This is a genomic window from Acinetobacter sp. USHLN143 (genome assembly GCF_037145695.1).
In the GTDB taxonomy this organism is placed as follows: Bacteria; Pseudomonadota; Gammaproteobacteria; order Pseudomonadales; family Moraxellaceae; genus Acinetobacter; species Acinetobacter fasciculus.
In genome coordinates, this window is record NZ_JBBCWZ010000049.1 from 1 (window position 1) to 23,879 (window position 23,879).

The window sequence follows — 23,879 nt, forward strand, 5'->3', positions numbered from 1 at the left end:
ATGCAGTACGATCTTCAAAGTTAAGATGATGGTATGACAATTTTATATACTCCATAAACCCTTTAAATTAATTAGGTGGTTTATGTCGCACTTCAAGTTTTACTCTGCCCTATGATCTGAAAATCTTTGGACATAATTTAGCCATAAAATAATGAGAATGTCTGTGTAATTATTGATCTTCAGATTTAAAGTTCATCCAGCTCCTTTCTAAAAATGTTTCCACTCTTTATCGTGTGCTCAATATAGAAGCCGATTTATATTCTTACTTTAATTTAACTCAACACAGAATTTTTACTTTAGCAAAATTTATCCATAAACTTATGAAAATTTATTTTTAGACTAATGCAAGATGCTCGTAGCAAAATCAAGAGTCGTCGAATACAGTGCTATAGAAATTTATTGAGTTTAACATTTTGAAAATATTAGGATATATAAATCAATGCCAGTTCTAGCAATCCAGCATAGACTCAGTGGATTTTACTTTTTTTACTATGCGATTGTTGGAGCATTCATGCCTTTTTGGAGTCTGTATCTTGAAGATCAAGGCTTCAATTATCAGGAAATCGGCATTTTATCTTCTATTGCGATTGTTACCCGATTCTTTGCGCCGTTGATCTGGGGTTGGATTGCAGACAAATCCGGTAAACGTATGTTGCTGGTGCGTATTGCCACCTGGATGGAAGCCTGTATCTGGTTCATGATTTTTATTATTCCCAATAGCTTTCAGTCCGTAGCTTTACTGATGCTGATTTTCAGTTTCTTTCAGAATGCCATTCTGGCACAGTTTGAAGGCGTGACTTTGTTCTGGCTCGGAGAAAAAAGAGCAGAACTGTATGGCAAAGTACGAAAATGGGGATCTGTCGGTTTTATAATTGGTGTATTCGGCTTGGGCGCCGTCTTTGAAATTATGAGCATCAGTATGTTGCCAGTGTTGTTGCTGTGTATTTCATTTCTGGCCTTTCTCTGGTCATTTACCATTAAAGAGCCCACGATGGCGCCTATCGCCCAGAAACAGCTCGAACCCTTATGGCCGATATTTAAACGCCCAGTGGTGTATAGTTTTTTCCTGATTGAATTGATTCTGCTATTTTCACACGCGCCGTTTTATAGTTTTTATAGCAATTATCTCAGTCAGGCGGGATTTAGCACCAGCCAGATTGGGCTGCTCTGGTCAGTCGGGGTCATTGCGGAAATCATCATGTTTGCCTATGCGACGTTCTTTCTGACACGCTGGTCATGGCGCCATCTGGTCACGTTATGCTTATTGATGACCGGATTAAGATGGTTCATCGTCGGGGTCTTTCCTGCTTCATTCATGGCACAGTTTTTTGCTCAAACGATTCACGCTTTAAGTTTTGGTTTATTTCATATGATTGCGATGCGAGTGATTTTCCAGAATTTTTCTGCAGGGCAGCAAGGACGTGGACAAGCGCTATATAGCACGATGTGGGGCGTTGGCGTGGCGAGTGGCAGTATTCTGGCTGGGCATTATTGGGATCAAGTCGGCGGCACATCTATTTTTATCGCTGCTGCAGTATCGACTTTGCTTGGCTTGTTACTGATTTTCGGATTGCCAAATAAAGTCGAACTGCAAAAACAGGCTTGAAAATATCATCTCAGTATTAAATACGGATTTTGGCGTATTGCCCAAACCACGGTTGTGCCTGTTCCAATTGGGCTGCCAGTTGTAATAGCAGATCCTCACGGGCAAACGGCGCAATAAACTGTGAACCGAGCGGCAGGTTTTGTTCATTCCAGTACAGTGGTACAGACATCGCTGGGAGTCCGGTAATATTGGCCAACTGGGTAAAAGGCACCCATTTTAGATTTTCTTTCACAATCTGGTCGACCAGTTTACCTTGCGCCAGCAAATGTGCTTTATTTAGTTTCAATAAAGCTTTAAGAATCGGTTTCTGCCAGTTTGGTGTTTTGACCTCACCATTTTTTGGCGCCACTGTCGCCGTTGCAGGCGTCAGGTACAGATCATAATTATCAAAGAAATGATTCATCTGGGTCACGTACTGGCCCCAGTTATTCAGGTTCTGGATATAATCAATCGCGCTGGTTTTGGCCCCAAAAGCCGCCAGCGCTAAAGAGTCCAGTTCAAAATCATTCGATTTGGACGGATAGCCTTTCTGGATTTCATCCAGCATAAATGAAAACTGGCTAAACCAGGTGGTAATAAAATCCTTGGCCAGTTGCATTCCATCAATGGCTGGACGGTCTTCGACCACCTCATGGCCCAAAGATTCTAGCAATTTGGCTGTTTTTTCAATGGCTTTAATGGCATCCTGGGAAACAGGTGTGCCAATCGTAGAATAAGTGCTAAACGCAATTTTCAGTTTTTTTGGCGGTTGCTGAATCACATCCAGATAATGATGCTGTGGACGCTGAATCTTAAACAGTGAACTATGATCTTCACCATGGGTGGCATCCAGCATTGCAGCACTATCCCGTACCGTTTTGGTCAGTACATGCTGAATCGCGGCGCCATGCATGGCTTCACTCATTTGTGGTCCCCAAGGCGTGCGGCCACGACTCGGTTTCAGGCCAAACAGGCCGCAATAGGAAGCGGGGATACGTATCGAGCCGCCACCATCACCAGCACCCGCAATTGGTACAATTCCGGCAGCCACGGCAGAAGCGGAACCACCGGACGAGCCGCCGCTATTATGCTGTAAATTCCACGGATTTTTACAGCTGCCCCAAGCATCTGGTTCAGTAATACCTTTAATCCCAAATTCAGGAGTATTGGTACGTCCAAAAGTCACAATCCCGGCTTTTTCCCAGCGATTGACAATCTCGGCATTGGTCTCGGCGATATAACCAATCCGTTTTAAGCCCTGACAACCATAAGAAGTTGGATAACCGGCATATTCCTGAAACAGGTCTTTAACCAGAAAAGGCACACCGGCAAAAGGTCCGGACAGATTTTGCTGGCTCCGTTTCAATGCATGCTCATGCATCGGAATAATAATTGCATTTAGCTCGGGATTGGCAATTGAACTACGCTCTAGTGCAGCAGATAAAAGTTCACTTGAATGTACTTGTTTATTGGCGACCAGATCAGCCAGTCCTAAACCGTCATATTGCAGATATTCTTCAAATTTCATTGCCATTCCCTAGTGTTGCTGCTTCAAGGTTGTAGATCATTTAGGCTCAAGATGCAAGCACCACCTGATTTCGCCCACGATGTTTGGCCTGATACAAGGCTTGATCTGCAATATTGATCAGGTTTTGCAGGTCTTGGGCCTGCGGTTCATTTTGATGAGTGATGCCCACACTCACGGTAATATACAGGGGCGAGCCATCTGATTGATAAATCGGGGTTTTTTCCACCAGATCACGAATCCGTTCTGCAATAAGACGTGCTTCTGATGGTTCGGTATTCCAGAGTAACAGCACAAATTCTTCCCCACCAATTCGTGCAAACAGATCTTCAGCACGTAAATTGCAGCGAATGATTTCCGCAAAATGTTGCAGCACCTTGTCACCGACATGATGGCCAAAATCATCGTTCAGACGTTTGAAATGATCAATATCCAGCATGATGACCGAAAATTCCATTCTGTTGGCATATTGCAGTAAATATTCACCTTTCTGAAAGAAAAAATGACGGTTCATGGTGCGGGTCAGACTGTCATGATTGGCCAGATAGAGAACCCGTTTAAACAGCTCATTGCGGTTTTGACTAATAATACAAAGAATAAGCGGCGATAAGGCCAGCATAAACAGCCCGATCCGGAGCGAAATATAAATCGTAGAATCTGCCAAGGTGTCATGCGTTGTGGCATAAAACCGCGTCAGGCTGTAATAGGTTAAAATAGTCACAAACGCATTAATCAGTGTCATGCTAAACAGGCGATAGGTTAATGCGGCCCAGATCAGCGCAGCCAAAGGATAGAGCAGGGTGCCCGGACCTGAAAAAATATTGGTGATGATGACACAGAGTACGACTGTAGCTGCGGGCAGAAAATAACTGAAATGATGACGCTTTTGACGGCGGTTTTTAAACAGATACTGCATATCCTTGATTCTGGGAAAGGCCAGAAGCAAAGGTAATACCACGATATAATTGACCATCTCGCCCGTCCACCATAGACCAAAATCAATCCATAAGTTTTCTTTGGTCATGAATGTATTGGGTAAGTTTGGCAGGGTGGCAACTGCAAAAGCAGCGCTGGCCAGACAGCCGGCAAAAGCGAAGATGCCAAATAAATGAACGAATGTATAACCAGTATTATAGTATTTGTAATTAATCTTGAAATATCGAATAAAAAATATCGAGACAATAGTGCTGATCAGATTAGACAGGGTAAGAAACAGGCTTTGTAATAGGCTGTTTCCGGTGACGAGATCTGCAAACATAAAAGCACTGAATGCACCAAGCCAACCTCCCACATTATTTAAATGTGGAAAGCGTAAGAACAGGGCTAACAAGGCAGCATTGGCCGGCCACAATAAGGCCAGGTACTCAATCGGTCTGGTTGCGATCCCAATAAAACAACAGACTAAAACAGCGAAAACAATGACAAAATAAGCATATGTTTCATGATTTAATTGTTGTTCTGTTATTCGAGCTAATTGCAAATTTAAAATCCTATTCAAATTTCTAAGTGTGAATGATCACTTTGTTCAGCAACTAAGTTTGACCTAAAATATAATTTTATTGTTTGATTAAGCTGTTATTAATACGAACTATTAAGATTCTTATATACGAAATATATACAAAAACAGTCAGAAAGGAAATCCATGTTTTTAAACAATGTGATAAATAATTTCTGACTCTGTATTGAAATTGCGTTAGAGCGGGACACGATCCCAAAAAATATGATAATTTAGAATCAATTGTTAACAAGATGCCGGTAAATATGAAAAAAATATGTCTTAGCCTTATCTTACTCATGAGCTCACCTTGGCTAATGGCGACAGAAAATAAAAAACCAGCGAATGCTCCTGCTAAAGCTGCTGAAATCCCAAATACATTTACTGTGAAAACCCGTCCGGAAATTGTCGGATTGTGGGGAATGGAAATCCCGAATAATAAAAAATGTATCGAATATTATAATTTTAAAGGCAATAATAATGTGGTGATTAAAAGTGGCGATGAGTGGACGTCGGGGCTATATGACTATCAGCCGGCACAGGATCCTTCGAAGCAGATTCCAGCGCTGATTCTGCAAGTAAAATATGACAATAATGAAAAAGACTGTTCAGGCAATCAGGTGGATCAGTCTGGTGAAATTTCGCAATATTTTGTGAAATGGCAAAACCCTTATACCATTAACTTCTGCGCCAATGAAAAAGCCGAACAATGTTTTGCTGTGCTCAGACGCGTATTGCCTTAAATTGCAAACCATAAAAAAACCGCTGAATGACAGCGGTTTTTTTATGAGCTTTGATTTAAGCTTTGTCTTCAGCACCTTCAAGCTGCTTTAACAAATGCTTCTCTAGGTAATGAATATCCATTGCCTGTTTGCAGAAGTTTTTATCCTGAAGGATTAAATCTTTATGCAAAGGAATATTGGTTTTAACGCCAGTCAAAATCATTTCTTCCAAAGCATTTCTCATTCGAGAAATAGATGTCTCACGATCCTTACCATGCGAAATCAGTTTGGCAATCATCGAATCATAATACGGTGGAATGCTGTAGCCTGGATAAACATGCGAATCTAAACGGATACCTGCGCCGCCTGGTGCATAGAAGTTGTCAATCTTGCCTGGTGAAGGCAGGAAGGTCGATGGATCTTCTGCGTTAATACGGCATTCAATCGCATGTCCTAAAACTTTGACGTCTTCTTGCTGAATATCGAGACCTAAGCCGCCAGCAATACGCAATTGCTGTTCGATAATATCGATACCCGTTACCATTTCAGTTACCGGATGTTCAACCTGAACACGCGTATTCATTTCAATGAAGAAGAACTCATCATCTTCAAACAGGAATTCGAATGTACCTGCACCACGATATTGCATCAATTTACAGGCATTGACACAGGCTTCTAGAATATCAGCACGTGCTTGCTCTGGTAAGTTCGGTGCTGGCGCTTCTTCCAGTACTTTTTGATGGCGACGCTGTAGTGAACAATCACGATCATACAGATGAATCGCATGGCCATTACCATCAGCCAGTACTTGCACTTCGACATGACGTGGCTTTTGCAGGAAACGTTCCATATACACCGTATCATCACCAAACCACATTTCCGCATCACGCTGTGCAGCCTGAACAGATTCAAGCAGGGTATCGACATTTTCTACGATACGCATACCACGACCACCACCACCAGAAGCAGCTTTTACAATCAGTGGAAAACCGATCTCTTTCGCTTCAGCCATGGCATTGTGAATCGTTACGGCATGGTCGCAGCCTGGTACTGTTGGTACACCAGCTTTTTTCATGGCAATAATGGCAGAAACCTTGTTCCCCATTAAACGAATATGTTCCGGACGTGGACCAATAAAGATAAAACCAGAATTTTCCACGATTTCTGCAAATTCTGCATTTTCAGCGAGGAATCCATAACCAGGATGGATTGCATCTGCGCCGGTAATTTCAGCAGCTGTAATAATCGCAGGAATATTCAGGTAGCTGTCACTGCTCGCACCAGGGCCGATACACACTGCTTCATCACAGAAACGTAAATGCATCAGGTCCTTGTCTGCGTCAGAATAGACACCTACAGTTTTGATCCCTAAAGTTCTGCAAGCACGGGTGATGCGTAACGCAATTTCACCACGGTTTGCAATTAAAACTTTTTGCAACATTATAAATCCCCGGGGTGATTAAGCGCGGTAGCGGAAAAGTGGTTGACCGAATTGAATCACTTCACCATTTTTCACCAGAATTTCTTCAATCACACCGCTTTGAGTAGCTTCAATCGGGTTCATGATTTTCATTGCCTCGATAATACCCAGCGTATCGCCTGCAGAAACGGTCTGGCCAACTTTAACAAATGTCGGTTCACCTGGGCTTGGTGCTGCATAGAACACGCCGACCATTGGTGAAGTTTCAACTGCGCCACGAGGAGATTTTACTGCTGGCGCTTCGGCTGCTGGTGCAGGCATAGCAGGAACAGCTGCTGCAACCACTGGATTACGACGAGTTAATGCAATCGACTGATCGCCTTCTTTAACTTCGATCGCCTGTAAGTCAGATTCAATCATCAAGTCGATGAGTTTCTTGATTTTACGGATATCCATGAGACAGTATTCCTAATTAAGATTGTGTAGAAGGTTGTATTTTTTCAATGATATAGTCGAGGGCAGCAGCATAGCCTTTTGCACCTAGACCACAAATCACGCCGATGGCTTTATCGGACAAGTACGAATGATGTCGGAATGCCTCACGTGCATGCACATTAGACAGATGGACTTCAATGAAAGGAATGGCAACGCCAAGAAGGGCATCGCGAACCGCAACAGAGGTATGAGTCAATGCTGCCGGATTAATAATTATATATTGAACGCCGTCTTGCTGAGCTTGATGAATTCGGTCAACAATGGCACCTTCCCAGTTGCTTTGGAACGTTTCGAGTTGTAATGTGGCCTTTTGAGCCTGAGTAATCAGTTGCTGGTTAATATCGTCAAGACTAAGGTGACCATAAACTTCCGGTTCGCGCTTCCCAAGCAAGTTTAAATTCGGTCCATGAATAACCAAAATGGTCGAACTCATCCAGCATGCTCCAATTAAAAAGTATCGGGGTTTGTTTGCAAGATGTCTGCAAACTCTGCTTATTATTGCATGATTTTCTACATTACTATTTATAATTTCTTTGAATTAACGTAGAAAGCATATAGCAAACAGTGGCGCTATAATGAAAACTTTGCAGAGATTTGGCAATGTTAAAAAATTACAATTCGCTGGGTATTCAGATTATTTTCATTGTAAACCCAATTGGCAAAAACAGTTAATATCCTTTATGTAACTGTATCTTCATGTTAACGCTAAATTCTTCCTTTTAGTGATATTTTTAGTTTTGAGCAAGAGTTGTCTGGCTGATTTTACCGCAATGTTCGACTTCTAGAGCATAGAAAACTCTTTACATTCTGACTTTAGAGTTGTGCTGATTATCCTCTTTATATATAAGCTATCGACCGCTTCTTAAAACGTGATGAAAATTTAAAAATATAAGATAAGACAATATGTTAATGATATTTTCTCTTATTGTCCTTGGATTTTCCTAGGTCTATTCTTCCAATAGATTGGAATTAATTACATTACTTTAACTTCAAGCATCCATGATAAGTGCTGTGCAAAAATGTACTTCATCTTCTAGATATAAGGGTTGAATCTCAGCAGGTTTAAGATAAAACGCTCGACTTATATGCTTCGTGTGTATAGATCTGTGAGGTGACGAATGTGTTCATCTTCAAGTCTTCTACGCAGTAAAGATATGATTCACCTAACGCATAGACAGTGGCAAAAACACATACATTTGTTGATATTTTGCTCGTCATCATCTTTGCAGAAGAGTTTAAAAGTATTGAAGAGCGTAAAGATTGAACCAAATAGGTCTGATTGAAGCGGAATACGGACTTAAAGCAAAATTTGCTCTGTAGTTGCCTCATCTACATTAACTTCTTGAGCTAATCTTTATATAATCATGCGATACCTCTCAAACAAGACTTTCTATGACACCTGCATGCAAACTATTAAAAGCCAATAAAATCGAATACAGCATTCATGAATATGAACATGATGCCAATGCCAAAAGTTTCGGGTTAGAAGCTGCTGAGAAATTGGGGCTTTCGGTGGAAGAAGTCTTTAAAACTTTATTAGTCACGGATGAAAAACAGTATTTTGTTGCCATCTTACCGGTACATCATCAACTCAATCTGAAAAAAGTAGCGCAGGCCGTAGGATGCAAAAAACTCCAGATGGCAGATCCTAAACATGCAGAACGCTTGACCGGTTATCTAGTCGGCGGAATCAGTCCCATTGGTCAAAAGAAACGATTAAAAACGGTGATTGATGCCAGCGCAGAACAGTTGAATACGATCTATGTCAGTGGCGGTAAAAGAGGCTTGGATATCGGAATAAAACCAGCTGATCTTGCCAATGTGCTCAATGCACAGTTTGTCGATGTACTGGATACATAAGATCGAAGTACGATGATCACCTAAATTCATAGAACCTGAAGTGATAGATTTAAAATGGCTGCATATTTTTTGGTCGGAAATAACAGTAAATCATTTTATACGTTTGTATATTAGATAAGTTAAAACACAGCCTGACTGTGTACACAACAAGGAATGAAAACAAAAATATAAATTATGATGCGGAGCATAATGGATGAAAATTCAAAATAAAAAATGACCACGGTTCTGTCTGACATTATCTGCAATGGCGATGCTTTCTGCGTTGCCGAGTGTACAGGCCGCTACTTCGTCTTTAGCAGCACCTGCCAATTCACAGCAGGTTTTCTTTGTCGGAAATAACTGGGATGGCACAGTAACCGTGATTCGTCCATCGGGTGATTTTGGCAAAATAGGCGTCATTAACATGATTCCTGACCGTAAAGAGCGCCTTAAGGAAATTCACCTGAATCCAATCAAACTGATTGCTTATACTTATTCAGACTACAGCTGGTGAAGGCAATGACCAGCTGGTGGATGATATGTACTCGACACCAGACGGTCAGTCAGTCGTTGCATCGCGCCCAAGTTTCGCTGATGTGGTATCGATTAATATCAAAACCGGCAAGATTAACTGGCGGACGCCTGTTGAAAGCTTCCGTGCCGACCATATGGCGGTATCACCAGATGGGCAACGAGTCGCCGTATCTGCATCTTCAGGAAATGTGGTGCATGTACTGGATATCCATACCGGTAAAGAGTTGGGCCGTTTCAGCACTGGCGATAAACCGCATGAAAACATTTACTTCGATGGCGGCAACAAGATCCTGAACTCTGCCATCGGCAATGTTGAAACCTCGATGGATGCACAGTGGCAAGACTTTACTAAAGGTAAGCGTTTTATCACTATCGCAGATGCCAATACGCATCAGGTGGTAAGAAAAATCGATTTCAGGCCTGCATTGGATGCATTTGGTCGAAAAGATTTGTCCAACTCAGTACGACCAATGGTATTTAGTAAGGATGAAACCAAACTGTATGCCCAGGTTTCATTTTTTAATGGGCTGATTGAGTACGATCTGAATCAGAACAAGATTAGCCGGATCGGACAGCTGCCTGGCAGTGACAGTATTCCGAAAGACCGGACAAAATGGGTGAATGATTCGCGTCATCATGGCCTATCAATCAGTGCTGATGGTGAAAAGCTCTGTGTCGCCGGTACCATGGATAACTACGCTACGATTGTAGATCGCAAAACACTGACAGCCGGGAAACTGATTTCTGCAGATAAACCTTATTGGGCAACGCGAAGCCCGGATGGTCGTAGCTGTGTAATTTCAGAAAGTGAAACAGATGTAGTCACAGTGATTGATTTTGCCACAGGCAATAAAGTGCTGAGTGTACCGGTAGGAAATCATCCACAACGCGTTCGGATTGGTTATGCACCAGCAGACTGGTCAACGCCGTAGTCAATCGTCGATTAGCGAAAAAGACAGCTTTTTGATAAAGGTTGTCTTTGTTGAGCTGAGGACATAAAAATGAATGATAAAACAATTCTGTTCTATGTAATGATCGGATTGCTCTTGTTTGGGACTTTAGTGGGTATTGGTTATCAGGTACGACAAGAAATCTATCGGACGAATTTTACTGATCAGACCCATTCTGATCCGGTCCTGCCAGTTGAAAAATCGGCAAGCTATATATCTGTTAACTCTCCTGAGAATAGTCAAACTACGAAGAAGAAACAGAACGATACGGTTGCAAAGCAAAGCGAATTATCAAAGCAACAAGAACAGTTATATCTGGACTTTACTCAGATCATTAACGCTTTAAGTGAGGGACAACGACCAAATCCTCAACAAGTCAGTTTGTTGATCAGTCAGCAGCAAAAACTGGTAGAGGCCCAACTGGTGAGCAAGGCCGAAGCGAAAGCACAAATTGAGTTTCTGATTAAAGTTCTGCCTGAAATGGATCATGAATTGCATCGGGCGTTGCGAGTATTAGAACAAACTCGAACTTGACGAATTAGATCCAGCTGTATCTTTCATTATTCTCAGTCTGAAAATTGCTCTCATAAAAAAAAGCCCAAAAAATGATCTGGGCCTTTAAATACACACTATAGAAAGCTAAGTATCTTTATAAACAATTTGCAGGCTTGGGTACACCAGCCAAACGGCTTAAGTGACGGGCCACCAGACCAGTATTAAACTTTTCTTGAAGCATGGCATTATTGATATCGGCACTGACAGTTTTCATTAAAAATTTAATCAGTGGTCGTGTTGCTGGTGAATGACCAAACTGCTGATAGAACTGACGTACCGCTTGCAGAATTTCAAAATGCCAAGGAGTTAAGCTCAGTTCCAGACTATCGGCCAGCACTTGAGCGACTTCTTCATTCCAGATGGTATAGTCAACCAGATGGCCATCTTGATCCAATTCTAAATTCATATCTAACTCATTTATTATTTCATTGAAATGCAGCGATTAAACTCGAGGCAAAGATCTGCAAAATCCGCATAATTCAAAAGCTTTATCTGATCAGGCAAAGGCTGTACTAATAACTCCGCATCATTTTTCAGTATGTGAATTTTCGGCAAGCTTTGAAGAAATGAATGCTCTAGCAGCAAAACCGCTTCACCCATCAGCACGACCTGATCACCCATTGTATAAGTTTGAGCCAGTTGCTCTAGGATCTGCGCTGTTGCCGAATAGCTGGATTGGATCAGATAAAGTGTGTGATTTGACATTTTTATATCCTTGTTCCTTACCAATACATCACATGATCAAAGCTTTGAATAAATTCAGAATTAAGCTCAATAAATTCGATTTCTTGTTCGCTCTGTGCCACAAATGAGGAATGCTGGTTTTTTTTCTCAATCAGAATCGGAGTGAGATCATAAAACTCGAAACTGTCGACCATATTTGATGCCAGTTTGAATGCATGATGCACCTGGTCAAATTGCAGGTCTGAATGCAGCAAACTGAGGGCAGCACTTTGTAGCAGGACTTTAACTTCTGCGCCAAAAGTTGCCAGGACCATCGTAGCCGATAGGCTTTCATGCACCTGCAGACTGGTCAGATTGGCTTGGGTTAATATAACAAGTACAGATTTCACACAAGATTCCTTGGAAAAGCAACACATTCTAAAAAATGAAACATCTAGAATTGAATGAGACGTTGTGAGGACTGAACAGCATCGGCAAGTTCACCTAAACCGACCAATTCAAAGGCATCTGCCAGATTATGCTGCTGAATATTGTGACGTCGAGCATTGTCCAGATCTGTAATTCCACGTGCCAATGCTGCACTTACACAGACCGGGAGGCGAATCTGTAGCGCTTGCCATGCATGTGTAAGATGACGTTGATCGTCGGGTACCCATTGCAGTGCATTTGCGACCGATACGCCGTCCTGATAGAAGAATACACGGAATGCTTCCTGTTTATCTTGCAAGGCCTGAGCCAAACCCAGGGCATGCCAGGCATAAATGGAAGTCGGTGCGGAGGTAACAAGAATTAAGGTGCTCATCGAAATTCACTACAGGCTTGATCAATAGCAACAGATTGATCTTGGCTTCATCAGAAAGTAGGTAGTATAAATGATTTTAGTGACGGGTGGATTAGGCTTTTTAGGCTCACATATTGCTTTAAGTCTGTTAGCACAAGGACTAGAGGTCATTGTGGTCGATAATTTGGCCAATGCGAACTTACAGACTCTGGAGCGTCTTGAGTTTATCTCCGGCATGTACGTACCTTTTATCAAGATTGATATTCGCAATACCCCAGCATTGAACAAAGTCTTTGAGCAGCATTCGATTCAGGCTGTGGTACATACCGCAAGTTTTAAGTCACTGGAAGAATCAGTATTAAAACCACTTGAATATTATAATGATAATGTCAGCTGTATTATGAGTCTCATGCGTGCCATGCAACGTACCGGAGTGCGTCATCTGGTACATTTATCCAGTCTGGCGGTATATGGACAATCTGGCACAGATTTAAGCGAAGATCTGCCTTTTAACTATACCTATCCGAATCCCTATATCAAATCGCAACAAATGGTTGAGGAAATTATCCGGGATACTGCCAAAACTGATAATGAATGGCGGATTGCGATCCTACGTCTATCCAATATCGCCGGCGCCTTTGAACACGGTGTGCTGGGGGAAGCGGTGCCACCTTTACCGAAAAATATTTTGCCTTTGGCGATGCAGGTCGCTGCACAGCAACGTGAATATCTGGAATTACGCCGTCAGGCCCATACTGCGGATGGCACAGTAGAACGCAGTTTTCTGCATGTCGCAGACTGTTGTGATGCCGTGATCAAGTCCTTGCAATGGCTATCACAACAGCAGGAATTAAAATGTGAAGCCTTTAATATTGCCGGTGAATTGATTTCCATACAGGATTTGCTAGATCAACTGGCTGAAGTGACTCAGTCTGCAATCAAAACCATGGATGCTCTGCCATACCCACATGCGGAAATGGATCAATTGGGGGCGAACATTGGAAAAGCGCGAAATATCCTACATTGGCAACCTCAGCGATCACTCAGAAAGATGCTTGAGGATGAATGGTTGTTTTATCAGAATATGCTCAGAGGGCAGTAAGTAAGAGAACTTAGCTTATATTTGATAATAATTATCATTTACATTGATACTGTAATCGATTACTTTAAATAAATAGATTAAATCATTGATATAGAAATTCCTAAGATCCGTAACAGGCAAGAAGAATTGAGGTTGAACATGCAAACACGTATTGAACATGACACGATGGGAGAGGTGGCTGTACCGAGTGAGGCTTTATGGGGCGCTCAGACTCAGCGTAGCTTGCAAAATTTCAAAATTGGCAATGAGCGGTTGCCACGGCCAATGATTCGTGCCATGGGACTCGTCAAAAAAGCGGCTGCCTTGACCAATGCCGAGCTAAACCAGATTCCCCAAGAACTGTCACGCTATATCGTGGATGCGGCAGATGAAGTCATCAGCGGGAAATGGGACAGTCAATTTCCACTGGTAGTCTGGCAAACTGGTTCAGGTACACAAAGCAATATGAACTGTAATGAGGTGATTGCCAATATTGCCAACCAGAAATTGGGCAATCATTTAGGGGCACAAAAACCGGTTCATCCAAATGATCATGTCAATCGTGCCCAATCTACCAATGATTCATTTCCAACTGCGATTCATGTGGCTGCGAGCTTGCAGATTAATGAACTTTTAATTCCGGCTGTCACACGTTTACGCGATACTTTATATGCCAAATCTCAGGATTTTGCCGATATTGTAAAAATTGGCCGGACACATCTACAAGATGCTACGCCTTTAACCTTGGGGCAGGAATTCAGCGGTTATGTCTCTCAGCTGGATCATGGGCTTCTTCGTCTAGAACAGGCATTGGTCGGACTATATGAATTACCATTAGGCGGTACAGCGGTTGGTACCGGTCTGAATGCCCATCCTGATTATGCCGTTCAGTCTGCTAAAACCCTGGGACAATTAACTGGCTTGCCATTTGTAACTGCGCCAAACAAGTTTGAGGCTTTGGCAGGCCGTGATGCTGCGGTATTTGCTTCTGGTGCATTAAAGACTTTAGCGGTTAGCCTGAATAAGATTGCCAATGATATTCGCTGGCTAGCCAGCGGGCCACGTTGTGGTTTTGGTGAATTGCGTATTCCTGAAAATGAACCGGGTTCTAGCATCATGCCGGGTAAGGTGAACCCGACGCAAAGTGAAGCGATGACGATGGTGGTCGCGCAAGTTCTCGGAAATGACACCACCATTAACGTGGCAGGTGCATCAGGTAACTTTGAACTGAATGTATTTATGCCGGTCATTGCCTATAATCTGTTGCAATCCATCCAGCTTTTAGGCGATGCGTGTAACAGTTTTAATGATCATTGCGCCGTAGGCATTGAGCCGAATCATGAGAAAATTGAACATTTCCTGCATGATTCTTTAATGCTGGTCACGGCATTGAATCCGGTCATTGGTTATGAGAATGCAGCCAAGGTTGCCAAAACAGCTTATAAGGAAGGAAAAACCTTAAAACAGGTGGCTGTTGAACTGGGTTTAGTCACCGCTGAACAGTTTGATGAAGTGGTGCGTCCTGAACAGATGGTCTCACCGAATGCTAAATAAGGGCCGGAGCACTTTTATTTTCAATCTTTACGCCTGTTTTATCATGGAATAGTCAGCAGTGGTTTTTATCTCAGGCAGAGTTGCGTACAATAATGTTAGATGAGATTAACCACTGATGATTGTTTTATGCTTGATATTTATTTAACAGATGTTCAAAGAAAGGTGCAATTCAAGGATTATCCAGGTGAGCATCCTGTTAAATTTATTCTGAATTTCAAAAAGATTTTCCCAAGTGTGATGGAACTTCTTTTACCTGTGCTTCCCGATAATGAAAATCTGGAAGAAATGTCTTGGGAATCGACCAGCGATGATTTTGAAACCTTCCAGATGTTCTTAACTGGATGGGGTATTATCGAACTTCGATTAAAAGCAATTACCCAGTTTAAAGATAAAGCATTTACGGATCGTCTGGTTAAACAAGCCCAACAGAAACGCAAAGACTATCAAAAACAGCAGACTAAACTAACCACAGTTGAACTGGATTATTTGTTTATGCATGAGATGCATGCTCTGATTGATGCAGAACTGGTGGAACTCGGTGAGAAATTCTATTTACCGATTTTACGTGAGCTCTGGAAGACTAAAGTATCTGCTCAGGTGCTGAACGCGAAGTTTTAAATCGGTTTTTTAGCTTTTAATTATAAAATTAATCCTCCAATTTTGGGGGATTAATTTTATCTGGAATATGAGATTTATTTCATGATGCATGATCTCTTGAAATAGCCTAAGCAATATTAAATATGGTCATTGAACTTTTTCATTCTTAAAATTTTGATCAATAATAGCGCATGTTGAACCATTGTTTAGCGTCAGGCACTCGCATAGGGCAGTAGTTTTAACGATTGTTCAAAAAATAGATGAAAATGATCATTTTTAGCTAAAAAATATATAAAAATATCAATTAAATAGCCTAGTAATTGAGTCCATTATTTTTTAAGGTATATAGGCTTTATCTCACGTTAAAGCAAAAGCTCCATTGATTAGCTATCCTTCATAAAAATAACTGAAGGTTCAAATTTTCCCGAAGATATATCCCAGGATTTTCAAAAATGTCGAATCAGTTTTTAGATTTAATTACTAAACGCCGTACTATTTATGCCATTGCCAAGAATGTTGAACAATCTCCTGAACATTTAACTGATTTGATTCAGACTGCAATTAAGCAAAGCCCATCTTCTTTCAATTCTCAGTCTTCACGCGCCGTCATTTTATTCAATTCAGAACATGAAAAGTTCTGGGGCTTTGTAGCAGAAAAATTAAAAAGCTATGCTAAAGATGAAGAAAGTGCTGCAAAAACCACAGTAAAAATGGCAAGTTTTGCGGCAGGGCTAGGTACCGTTTTATTTTTTGAAGATCACACAGTCGTACAAGGCTTACAGGAACAATTCCCATCTTATGCTGATAACTTCCCAATCTGGGCAGAGCATTCGACTGCGATCGCACAATTTGCAACCTGGACAGCATTGCATACAGAAGGTCTGGGCGCATCATTGCAGCATTACAATCCGATCGTGGATGAACAGGTACATGCGGAATGGGACATTCCATCGAACTGGAAGTTGCGTGCACAGTTGGTCTTTGGTTCGATAGAAGGCGAGCCACGTGCCAAAGATTATCTGGCAGATGAAGAGCGCTTTAAAGTATTCCAATAAGCTGAGATCCATATCTGCACTTAACACGGTTTAAGGGCAGATATTTTTTAGATCTCGATGAAATCCCAATCAGCTTCATTAAAATTAAGTTAAAATAGCGTGCTAATGAAAATTGATGAGTAAGACCGAATGTCGAAAAACACGCAAAACCTATCACCTTTACAAGAACTGATCGCAGAGCAAAAACTACTTTGTGAAGAAGTAGGCTCGGCTTATGTTGAAGTCACGGGTGATGATGTTGTTGCGGTGGCCGTACATACCTTGAAACAAGATCCGATTGTCGGCATCCGTAAAAAGCCTGAAACGGCTGAAAATATTAGCTGGTATATTTATGGTGGAGAACCTTCAAGTGAAGAAACTTTTGAAACCATGACAGTACGTGAATTACAGGACATTGCACCAGAAGTTTTACCGTATCTGGCTCTGGAAACAGGTTTTCGTTTCATGATCGATGCCGATGATTATGAAGATGTCTGGAAAGAAGAAATTTAAATGCTAAAAAAATCATCTTTCATTTGTGCTGGATTATTATTAGGACTGAGTAGCGTAGTCTTCGCACAGCCGCTTTCACAAAGTGCCTATGATGAGTTTATTTCAGCACAGACTAAAATCGTGAATGAAACCAAACATATTTTAGATGAAGATGATCAAAAGGCAGATGCCCAAACTCAACGCCAGGCTTTCTGCAAGCGACTGAAAGCCTATCAGGATATTCAAAAGGTGTCCGAAGAAAACAGCAGTCTGAATATGGCACCTACGATGTCTATGATTGCCAGAAATTTTCTTGAGCGGCAGGATCAAAGTTTGACTAAATCTGGAATGACGGCGAGCGTATTTTGTAAAAATAGGGAAGTAGAATAAGTTATAAACTACTTTTTTATCTTGAAAGTTTTTCGCAGTGGAATAAAAATAAAGTATCTAAGTCTATTTCACAATCAAATTTTATAGATATTAAAACCTGAAAGACCATCTCCCGAATATCATTTGATAAAGAGTTTGTTAAGTTAATTTAAATTTATTTTAATGTGAATACCTCATACCTCGGGGATATATCCACTGTATTCAAGCTATTGATAAGAATAGATGAATAATCGTGGTTTTGTAATTTCTAAAAAATGTCTTATTTATGCGGTGTAATTTCTTGAACAGGATAATTTAAGTAGGATAGCGTGATTGCACGTTTATATTTAAGCTAATAACTTGAACATCCTAAGATATTAAAATAGCCTAAGCAATACATAATTTTAACAACTTTATCAAGAAAGGGGGAGAGGGGAAATTTATAATGTTGATGTTTACTACCTGTAACTCATTTGGACTTAAGACGTATTATTCTAAACAGAATCAAGTGGATTAATAAGCTACTTATGAATAGTCATTTTTTGATAAATAATAAGCAATGAATAATTAAAAACAATATTTTCAAAATTACCTCAGTCTATTTGGGTAATAACAGCGAGTTAGTTTAAGAAACACTCTGACCTAAAAGTGGTTTACATGTTATTAAATCCCAGTTTTAAGATTTTCATTAATTTTATTTAGTCTGCATCACAACTCAACCATCTTCTTTCATATTTATAGCCAAATATCCATCCAGATCTAAAATCGTAATTTTAAATACTTACAAATCGATTATGAATTATTTAGCCTAAGCAAAATATATCCCCATAAAATAGCCTAAGTAAAATTTATATTTAAAAATTTCGCAATTGATTAATTCCCAATATAAATCCATTATAAACACTTAAATAAAGAAAGAAATCACGGAATTCTCAAATGATCCTAAATTATCAACTCCAACACCACGAAACGTCAGTACTATCTCCAATGATTTTTATTCATGGTTTATTCGGTAGTTTAAGTAATTTAGGAATACTAGCTCGATATTTTTCTGAGCAAAGAACCGTGCTTCAAATTGATGTACGCAATCATGGTCTTTCTGGTCATAGTTCAGACTTAAATTATCAGTTCATGGCGGAAGATGTCCTAGAAACTTTATCAAGTTTAAATATTCAAAAGTTCATAGTAATAGGGCATTCTATGGGCGGAAAAATTGCTATGAAATTGGCTGATTTAGCCCGAGTACAAACTGAAAAGTTGGTCGTTCTTGATATTACACCAATCCAATATCATGAGAGTCATCATACTGAGATTTTTAAAGCCTTATTTGCTGTGCAGCAAGCAAATGTTGCTTCACGACTTGAGGCAGCAAAAATTATGCGTGAATACATTCATGAAGAAATGGTAATTCAGTTTTTATTAAAATCCTTTAATAAAGGGCAATGGCTCTTTAATGTTCAAGCTTTATTTGATCATTATCCAGATATTATGGCTTGGGAAAAGGTCGAAAAAGTTAATCAGCCAGCTTTATTTCTTCGTGGCGGTAATTCTTTTTATATCTCAAAACCTGAACATTTTGCGGCAATCAATGAACAATTTTCTCAGGCGAAAATTGAATGCATTGAAAATACAGGACATTGGCTGCATGGTGAAAAGCCAGATGAAGTCATTAAACATATGCAGACTTTTCTAAATTAATTTACGATTTCGCACTCAAGGCTGAAATGTTTGAGTCTGTAATTGTCCTTCATGAATGAGTTGATGCGCCATTTCAGCTGTTTTCTTTAAACCGAGAATGCTCAGACAACCATGTTGGGAAGTTATGCCTTACCCGGTTTTTATAGCTATCAAGCCTGGAACGAATATGTACAACCTGCCATAGAAACCGCGGCGCAAAGCCCAACTGAAAGTAAAGATTGGGTACTTAATACATCACAGTCTGATGATTTGAGTTTTAGTGGCAGTCCTGAACAAATTCGACGCCAGCTGACTGAAATGTATAAAAAAGAATATATCAGCGAATGGCGTAAATTCTTGGGTGCCATTTATTATGCCAAGGCCGGTGACTTTAATCAGCAAACATATCAGATAGATATTCTTAGCGAACCAGAAAACTCACCGATTCGTAAAGTCATACAACGGGTAGCGCAAGAAACCAGCTGGGATAATCCAATGGTACAAGCTGAGTTGGCGGTTCCACAAAAAGGTTTTATTGCCTGGTTTAAACGCAAGATATTGCAACGTCATGATGGCAAGTTGGCACAGAATTCTGCATCGACTTTCTCTCAGGGGATGATTGCCAAAGACTTTCAGATCTTCTACCAGATTGTACGTACACGAGATGATTTGCAGAACCGGTCGCTGCTGGATGAGTATATGCAATCTCTGGCCAAGATACGGAGTCGCTTTAATGATCTAAAAAGTTCTGGAGATATTGGTCCGGCGAGCATGATGCTCCTTAAGCAGACCGTTGATGAGCAGAATTCTATCTTTAATATCACTCAAAAGTTTGTGGATGAGAAAATGTCGGTAGGAACCCATGAGCTGGATCAACAGCTGATTAAGAAGTTGTTTAGTGTTCCTCTCACACGTTCCTTTGAAAGTCTGATGCTTCCGGCACAAGCTGAAATGAACGAACTCTGGCTAATACAGGCCTATCAACCATTTAATGCAAATTTATCGCAAAAATATCCGTTTAGCAGTCAAGGTAGCTTACAGGCAACCTCTCAAGAAATTAATCAGATTTTTGGTGAAAATGGCAGTATTTCCCGTTTTGTCAAAGAGCATCTTGATCCCTTAGTGATCCGTCGTGGCTATAGCTTAAGCTCGAAAACCTGGCAAGATTTAGGGCTTAATCTAAATCCTGTGTTTGTTGCAAACTTTCAAAATTATGTCGCGCCTGTGAATGGTATGGCAACTGGTGAGTTAAATAATACCAGTCGTCAGGCAGTGAGACCCAATCAATCTAATTTCCAGTTTTACCCACTGGAACAGGCTCATTTATTGGCTTATACCATTGATATTGATGGACAAAGAATGCTATTTGAAAACGGAATTCAACAATGGGTGAATTTTATCTGGCCAAATTCCGGCGCAATTCCAGGCGCACGGATCACGGTGATTGATTTGGAAGGGAAGACCCATACCATTTTTGATGAGCCTGGGGAATATGGAATCAATCGTTTGATTGATAGTGCTCAGCGTACACAAAAAGGCAATATTTTTGAAATGGTCTGGCGCAGTAAAGAGAATCCTGAACTATTTGTGAAGACCAATTTTCGGTTTGTGAGTGGGAATAATACAAGTTCTATCGGAAGTAATCCAAGTTATAGTAATTTGCAGTTGGTGGATCAGGTGGTTTCGAATAAAGCAGTAAGAGTGGTCGCAGCTCAGAATAAGACGATATCAGGAAAAACTGTTCAGACAACTACCACGGCTGCTGCAAACATAGGAACTTCAGCGCCATGACATTGATCAATCAATTATATTGTAAATGGATCACGTGGGTGAATTGATATGAATTAAAAACAACTAATTTTAATGTAGAAAATAATTCAAGGTTGGCGGCACTAGAATAGTCTTTAACTGAAAATCAGATGAGCCTGACTCAAGGCATTAAATTAATTAAATAAACATTTATAGAAGCATAAAATGAAAATAAAAAATAAATACTTAAAGTTAAATAAAATCATTATTTTATCCTGTTTTTTAATTGGTTTTAATGTGCATGCACAACCTGTAATTGCTGAAGGTAATGTACCGAATAACAATAGTAAGCAAGCTATTTTGGCGAAATTGCATTCAAATTATGGTCAGGAAAATGTGATAGATCGCATTCAGATTCGTCAAGTAGTGGCATCAACGGATTGGTCGAATATAGTCAGTGATGTGATTAATAAAGACCTTAAAAAAGTTAAACAGGGAACGTTAACGGTTAAAGGTTCTGATATTAAGCTAACGGGTAAAGTATCAAATTTTTATGAAATTCAGGATACTACAGAAAAATTTAAGGGTTTAATACCTGAAAATTATCGTTTAAATGCACAGCTTTCAGTCAATCAGGCCGAACAGCGGATTATTGATGCTGCATTAAAGAACCGGATTATTGAATTTGAATCTGGCAGTGCAGTATTAGCAACCTCAGGTATACAAATTCTGGATGAAATGGTCAGTGCCTTAAATAAGGTTAGCGGCAAAAAAATACGGATTATTGGACATACGGATAGTTCAGGCGATATTAATAAAAATCTCATGTTGAGTCAGCAACGTGCAGAAGCAGTGAAATCTTATTTAATCGCAAAAAATGTTCCAACACATTTACTGAGTACTAAAGGCTCAGGTTCAAGTAAACCTGTAGCGGATAATGCAACAGCTGATGGTCGCAAGAGAAATCGTCGGATTGAATTTGAAGTGCTTTAACGTTTAAGTTGCTTGAGCAGCAGCTATAAGTATATGGTGAATGCAGTTATATGAACATATTAGGTTGTGTTATTCACCAATTAAAATGTCTATGCGATAAACCATTTAAAATGTCCTGTTTTTAACCACAAGAGTCAAGCACAGGATTTAACTTTCTTTGTTCAATAACAGCTTTCTGAGCTTTACAACTCGGCATACTTTTCTTGAGACGGGAACGTTTATTCTGTTTTTCCAACTCTTCATGCTGTTGCTGAATATGTGCCAGAACTGTACCTAACCGTTTATTCTCAACGATCTCATTCTGCTGTAGCCCAGCTAATTTATTGAAAATGCTGTAGTTGAGCTTTCGTCCCTCGTGCATGAGGGCCACAGTCCCATCCGGGTACTCCAGAAATGAAATATATTGCCCAACAAGCTTATGATTCAGCTCTGTCGGTTCAAGCAGATAAATACATTTGTCATAGGTCAGGGTCAGATTCTTGGTGACCTTACGCAGTTCCTGCCAGGTAAAAATATCATCCAGTTCAAGATGAGATTCGGTTAATGGCCGATGTAAATTCTTTGAGTCTCGCGCACACTTGGCAAACTTCTGATTGAAATGCTCAATAAAGCAGGGCAGCCAGGCATTTGCCTCGGCAATTGAACAGATACCTTCTAGGCGCATTTCCTTGATCAGGCGATCCTGGAGTGTTCTATTGGCACGTTCCACACGGCCTTTGGCCTGGGGTGAGTTGGCGAAGATAATATCAATATTTAACTCATTCAGAATCCGCCCAAATTGCGTGATCTGGCTATCTTGGCTCGATTTCTGATTCACTCGGAATACCGAGTGTTTATCGCTATAAAACGCTAAAGGCTTGCCGTATTGCTCAATGTAGGCTCGGGTTGAAAGCATATAATCAAAGGTCGTTTCAGCCTCACAAAAGCGCAGATGCAACAGCTTTCCAGTGGCGTCATCGATATAAACTAGCAAGCAGCATTTGGAAGCTCGACCTTCAAACCAGTCATGATATGAGCCATCGATCTGGATCAGCTCACCGAAGCAATCACGGTTGTATCGAGGCTGATATGGACGTTTCAGGCGCTTGGATCGAGGAATCCAGAGGTCATTTGCAGTCATCCAGCGACGAACCGTTTCTACCGGGATATGCAGGCCAAACATGCTGCTGAGCTTCTCATGAGCCAATGTAGGACCAAAGCCAAGTAAATGTTCAGAAATAATGGAAAGACATTCTGATTTTAACAGGACGTCATGGCGACGATGACCCGGTTGACCACGACTGGCATGTGCCATACCTGAGACACCATCTTGATTGAGCTTCTGCAATAACCGGGTAATTTGACGGGTGGAAAGATTCAGGATTTCAGCAGCACGGACCTGGGTAATACGATGATCTCTAACGTCTTGCAGAACTGCAAGACGTTGAATTTCTTTATCGGACATAGTGATCAGCATCTATATTTTATATCCAGTCCATGGTGATAAAAACCATCATAAACCAGACATTTTTATTGGTGAGAATATAGACACTTTAAATGGGTTCTAACAATAGTATTTCGTATAATGTATATTATGTTAAATGGAATATAAAAAACAGTTGACATAAATACATTGTGTGCAATTATATTGCACACAGTGTATTTATTTAAAGGTAATCAAAATGAGTAATCTTTATTCTACCCAGGTTAAAGCAATCGGTGGACGTTCAGGAAATATTCGTAGTGAAGATGGTATCTTAGAACTAAAA

22 protein-coding genes and 3 pseudogenes are annotated in these 23,879 nt (G+C 40.5%); 15 read left to right on the forward strand and 10 right to left on the reverse strand.

The features are described from left to right. Positions 1 to 439: 439 nt before the first annotated feature. Positions 440 to 1,606 (forward strand): MFS transporter, encoded by a 1,167-nt coding sequence (locus WFH18_RS12075; protein WP_004646803.1) that lies wholly within the window; start codon positions 440 to 442, stop codon positions 1,604 to 1,606. A gap of 16 nt (positions 1,607 to 1,622) precedes the next feature. Here the strand turns inward: WFH18_RS12075 and WFH18_RS12080 are convergent, their stop codons facing one another. Together WFH18_RS12080 and WFH18_RS12085 are read right to left on the reverse strand one after the other, a co-directional pair. Then, positions 1,623 to 3,113: an amidase gene (locus WFH18_RS12080; protein WP_004646804.1), complete on the reverse strand. Its 1,491-nt coding sequence runs from the start codon at positions 3,111 to 3,113 to the stop codon at positions 1,623 to 1,625. 46 nt (positions 3,114 to 3,159) lie between these two features. Then, on the reverse strand, positions 3,160 to 4,590 hold the full coding sequence (locus WFH18_RS12085) for a sensor domain-containing diguanylate cyclase (protein ID WP_005251666.1): 1,431 nt from the start codon (positions 4,588 to 4,590) through the stop codon (positions 3,160 to 3,162). A 314-nt stretch (positions 4,591 to 4,904) separates the two neighbouring features. On the opposite strand from WFH18_RS12085, the gene WFH18_RS12090 reads away from it, so the two are divergent. Beyond that, positions 4,905 to 5,348, forward strand: coding sequence for a hypothetical protein (locus tag WFH18_RS12090; protein ID WP_004646807.1), 444 nt, complete (start codon positions 4,905 to 4,907; stop codon positions 5,346 to 5,348). A gap of 55 nt (positions 5,349 to 5,403) precedes the next feature. On the opposite strand, the gene accC is transcribed toward WFH18_RS12090, so the two are convergent. Genes accC through aroQ form a run of 3 tightly spaced genes read right to left on the reverse strand, consistent with a single transcriptional unit; the run spans position 5,404 to position 7,675 of the window. Beyond that, on the reverse strand, positions 5,404 to 6,768 hold the full coding sequence (accC, locus tag WFH18_RS12095; RefSeq protein WP_004646808.1) for an acetyl-CoA carboxylase biotin carboxylase subunit: 1,365 nt from the start codon (positions 6,766 to 6,768) through the stop codon (positions 5,404 to 5,406). An 18-nt stretch (positions 6,769 to 6,786) separates the two neighbouring features. Then, the gene (gene accB, locus WFH18_RS12100; protein ID WP_004280199.1) at positions 6,787 to 7,203 is read right to left on the reverse strand and encodes an acetyl-CoA carboxylase biotin carboxyl carrier protein; all 417 of its coding nucleotides are present in this window, start codon (positions 7,201 to 7,203) and stop codon (positions 6,787 to 6,789) included. 16 nt (positions 7,204 to 7,219) lie between these two features. Continuing rightward, the gene (gene aroQ, locus WFH18_RS12105) at positions 7,220 to 7,675 is read right to left on the reverse strand and encodes a type II 3-dehydroquinate dehydratase (RefSeq protein WP_004280201.1); all 456 of its coding nucleotides are present in this window, start codon (positions 7,673 to 7,675) and stop codon (positions 7,220 to 7,222) included. Positions 7,676 to 8,634: 959 nt separating this feature from the next. Here aroQ and ybaK point away from each other — a divergent pair. From ybaK to WFH18_RS12120, 3 genes and pseudogenes are all read left to right on the forward strand, one after another. Further along, positions 8,635 to 9,102: a Cys-tRNA(Pro) deacylase gene (ybaK, locus tag WFH18_RS12110; protein WP_004280203.1), complete on the forward strand. Its 468-nt coding sequence runs from the start codon at positions 8,635 to 8,637 to the stop codon at positions 9,100 to 9,102. A 244-nt stretch (positions 9,103 to 9,346) separates the two neighbouring features. Next, positions 9,347 to 10,547 (forward strand): annotated as a pseudogene (locus WFH18_RS12115) (YncE family protein). A 69-nt stretch (positions 10,548 to 10,616) separates the two neighbouring features. After that, positions 10,617 to 11,099 carry a hypothetical protein gene (locus WFH18_RS12120; protein WP_004280206.1) on the forward strand — a complete coding sequence of 161 codons (483 nt, stop codon included), beginning with the start codon at positions 10,617 to 10,619 and terminating at the stop codon, positions 11,097 to 11,099. A gap of 115 nt (positions 11,100 to 11,214) precedes the next feature. Here WFH18_RS12120 and WFH18_RS12125 read toward each other — a convergent pair whose 3' ends face one another. Genes WFH18_RS12125 through tusD form a run of 4 tightly spaced genes read right to left on the reverse strand, consistent with a single transcriptional unit; the run spans position 11,215 to position 12,606 of the window. Then, positions 11,215 to 11,526 carry a TusE/DsrC/DsvC family sulfur relay protein gene (locus WFH18_RS12125; RefSeq protein ID WP_004280207.1) on the reverse strand — a complete coding sequence of 104 codons (312 nt, stop codon included), beginning with the start codon at positions 11,524 to 11,526 and terminating at the stop codon, positions 11,215 to 11,217. Between the two features lie 14 nt (positions 11,527 to 11,540). Continuing rightward, positions 11,541 to 11,825 carry a DsrH/TusB family sulfur metabolism protein gene (locus WFH18_RS12130; protein ID WP_004646886.1) on the reverse strand — a complete coding sequence of 95 codons (285 nt, stop codon included), beginning with the start codon at positions 11,823 to 11,825 and terminating at the stop codon, positions 11,541 to 11,543. Positions 11,826 to 11,842: 17 nt separating this feature from the next. Then, positions 11,843 to 12,193 (reverse strand): hypothetical protein, encoded by a 351-nt coding sequence (locus tag WFH18_RS12135; protein WP_004280210.1) that lies wholly within the window; start codon positions 12,191 to 12,193, stop codon positions 11,843 to 11,845. A gap of 44 nt (positions 12,194 to 12,237) precedes the next feature. Further along, the gene (tusD, locus tag WFH18_RS12140; RefSeq protein ID WP_004280211.1) at positions 12,238 to 12,606 is read right to left on the reverse strand and encodes a sulfurtransferase complex subunit TusD; all 369 of its coding nucleotides are present in this window, start codon (positions 12,604 to 12,606) and stop codon (positions 12,238 to 12,240) included. 70 nt (positions 12,607 to 12,676) lie between these two features. On the opposite strand from tusD, the gene WFH18_RS12145 reads away from it, so the two are divergent. The 9 genes and pseudogenes from WFH18_RS12145 (at position 12,677) to WFH18_RS12185 (ending at position 22,131) form a co-directional block, all read left to right on the forward strand. Beyond that, positions 12,677 to 13,687: an NAD-dependent epimerase/dehydratase family protein gene (locus WFH18_RS12145; RefSeq protein WP_004280212.1), complete on the forward strand. Its 1,011-nt coding sequence runs from the start codon at positions 12,677 to 12,679 to the stop codon at positions 13,685 to 13,687. 138 nt (positions 13,688 to 13,825) lie between these two features. Continuing rightward, a complete protein-coding gene (fumC, locus tag WFH18_RS12150) occupies positions 13,826 to 15,220 on the forward strand; it encodes a class II fumarate hydratase (protein WP_004280213.1) in 1,395 nt (464 codons plus the stop codon). Between the two features lie 126 nt (positions 15,221 to 15,346). Next, a complete protein-coding gene (locus WFH18_RS12155) occupies positions 15,347 to 15,838 on the forward strand; it encodes a hypothetical protein (protein WP_305158325.1) in 492 nt (163 codons plus the stop codon). 431 nt (positions 15,839 to 16,269) lie between these two features. Further along, a complete protein-coding gene (locus WFH18_RS12160; protein ID WP_004280217.1) occupies positions 16,270 to 16,872 on the forward strand; it encodes a nitroreductase family protein in 603 nt (200 codons plus the stop codon). A 129-nt stretch (positions 16,873 to 17,001) separates the two neighbouring features. Then, a complete protein-coding gene (locus tag WFH18_RS12165) occupies positions 17,002 to 17,364 on the forward strand; it encodes an immunity protein Imm33 domain-containing protein (protein WP_004646887.1) in 363 nt (120 codons plus the stop codon). After that, positions 17,365 to 17,733 carry a hypothetical protein gene (locus tag WFH18_RS12170; protein ID WP_004280221.1) on the forward strand — a complete coding sequence of 123 codons (369 nt, stop codon included), beginning with the start codon at positions 17,365 to 17,367 and terminating at the stop codon, positions 17,731 to 17,733. A gap of 915 nt (positions 17,734 to 18,648) precedes the next feature. Continuing rightward, on the forward strand, positions 18,649 to 19,410 hold the full coding sequence (locus WFH18_RS12175) for an alpha/beta fold hydrolase (protein ID WP_004280222.1): 762 nt from the start codon (positions 18,649 to 18,651) through the stop codon (positions 19,408 to 19,410). 93 nt (positions 19,411 to 19,503) lie between these two features. Next, a pseudogene (locus tag WFH18_RS12180) lies at positions 19,504 to 21,180 on the forward strand (ImcF-related family protein); the annotation flags it as partial. Positions 21,181 to 21,363: 183 nt separating this feature from the next. After that, a complete protein-coding gene (locus WFH18_RS12185; protein WP_004280226.1) occupies positions 21,364 to 22,131 on the forward strand; it encodes an OmpA family protein in 768 nt (255 codons plus the stop codon). A 121-nt stretch (positions 22,132 to 22,252) separates the two neighbouring features. Here WFH18_RS12185 and WFH18_RS12190 read toward each other — a convergent pair whose 3' ends face one another. Further along, positions 22,253 to 23,587, reverse strand: a complete 1,335-nt coding sequence (locus WFH18_RS12190; protein ID WP_004646891.1) for an ISNCY family transposase — start codon at positions 23,585 to 23,587, stop codon at positions 22,253 to 22,255. A gap of 205 nt (positions 23,588 to 23,792) precedes the next feature. Here WFH18_RS12190 and WFH18_RS12195 point away from each other — a divergent pair. Beyond that, positions 23,793 to 23,879: pseudogene (locus tag WFH18_RS12195) on the forward strand (Ohr subfamily peroxiredoxin); the annotation flags it as partial.